This window comes from Streptomyces sp. 8K308 (assembly GCF_004348315.1).
Taxonomy (GTDB): Bacteria; Actinomycetota; Actinomycetes; order Streptomycetales; family Streptomycetaceae; genus Streptomyces.
Window position 1 is genome coordinate 1 of record NZ_SMKC01000590.1, and the last position, 1,826, is coordinate 1,826.

A 1,826-nucleotide genomic window follows, 5' to 3' on the forward strand; every position below is an offset into this window, starting at 1 on the left:
GTAGGTGGAGAGGGCGATGGCGATGTCGGCCTGGGCCCAGAAGCGGTGGTAGGTGAACGTCGGTGCCGAGCCGCCGTTGAGGTATGCCTCTACCTGTGGGTAGTTCGGGTCGTCCTGGTAGAAGCTGCGGATCGACTCGAACGTGGAGCCGGGCTCGATGGTGTCCCCGTTGGGCATGGTGCCCTGCCAGCCGTTGGGGATGTAGATCTCGTCGTCGAACCGGTTGTAGTCCGCCCGGGTCTCCGGCACGGCCACCCCGAGGTCGTCGGAGTTGGCCATCAGCGCGTCCAGCAGGCCGGCGGCCGTCTGCTGGGCTTGGGTGTCGCCGCTGGCGGCGGCGTAGTAGGAGAGGGTGTTGGCGAGGGAGCCGGTGATGCCGACGTCCTGGGTGTAGTCGACGACGCGGACGTGGAGGTTGTTGTTGGCGCCGGGGTTGGAGGCGTTCCAGGTGTCGGGGGCGCCGGTCCAGTCGAGGGTGGAGGGGATCTGGTAGTCCCCGCCGGTGCCTATGGTGACGTGGTCGAGGACCCAGTCGACCCACTTGTCGAGGACCTGTCCGGCGAGTTGGTCGTCGGACTCGTAGTAGTACTCGGCCAGGCGTTGCATGGACCAGGCCTGGAAGCCGAACCACTGGTTGGAGGGCGGGTCGTGGTAGACCGGCTGCTCGTCGTAGTACATGCCGTAGAAGGTGGGGGTGCCTGACGGCGGGGTGCCGTAGTGGCCCTCCCAGCTGTTGGTCGCGCCGCCGGCGATCCCGCCCTCGGCCGACTGCAGCCACCGGTAGAACTCCACCTGCCGGTCCAGACTCGCCGCCCAGTCGTCGTCAGCCGTCGGGGAGTTCGGCACGAGCGCCGGGTCGGTGCTCAGTGCGTACGCGGCCATGGGGTTCTGGTAGCCGAAGTGGGCGAAGCTGGAGCCGATCCGCCAGGACCAGCCGGCGGAGGAGTCCAGCGCGCCGCCCCAGGCGTAGTACCAGGACAGCAGCCGGTGAGAGCTGTTCTTACCGCTGCCGGCGGGGCACGACGAGGCACCCACGCAGTTGCCGATTCGCTTGAAGTACTTGTCGTACTGGGCGTAGCGGAGGTAGTCGCCCATGCGGGAGGCGCGTTCGACGGTGTTGGCCACCTGGGCCGCGTTGCCCTGTTCGGAGGCCCACTGGTTGGCCCAGTAGGCGGCCTGGACGGCGCGGGCGTCGGCGTCGGGGGCGTTGGTGTAGCGCCACTGGCGGGCGTAGGAGCTGTCGCCGGTGAACAGGTCGAGGTAGCCGTTGTCACCGCCGTAGGAGAAGTCCTCGCACGAGGGGTGCGGCACCGTCTCCCAGGTCGACTCCTGCGCGCCGCGCTGGAAGGTGTTGATGAACGTCGGGTCGCCGCTGTTCCCGCCACAGACATCGCCGTAGCCGTACACGTCGTCCACGTCCTGGATCCAGTGCATCCCGTAGATGTCACTCGTCCCGTACGTCGACCGCAGCTCAGCCGCCAACGGGTCCTGACCGACGGACACGTTCGGGTCCAACTCAGCGGGATAGTCAGCCGGGTTGGTGGACTCCGGGGCGTACGTCGCCGGCGACGAGGCGTTGTAGAAGCTGCTCGTCGGCTGCTCGCTCGCCTCGGGGATCATCCACTCCTCCATGATCGCCCAGGCTTCGTTGAAGGGACCCCAGTCACCGGTCACCCGGCCGTACTGGGCCTCCAGCCAGATCAGGTAGGAGTAGGCCTCGGACGTGGTCTCGTGCCCGTGGTCCGGCGCCTCGACGATCAGCGTCTCCACCGAGTGGTACGGAATCCCCTCGTCGGAGAAGTACCCGTTCGCCGGATCCTTGATCT

The 1,826-nt window shown here is 67.6% G+C and carries 1 protein-coding gene; it reads right to left on the reverse strand.

The window, feature by feature from the left end; translation table 11 throughout:
- Positions 1–1,826: glycoside hydrolase family 48 protein (locus tag E1265_RS35960; protein ID WP_132935136.1), on the reverse strand; the 1,826-nt coding region annotated here is incomplete at both ends.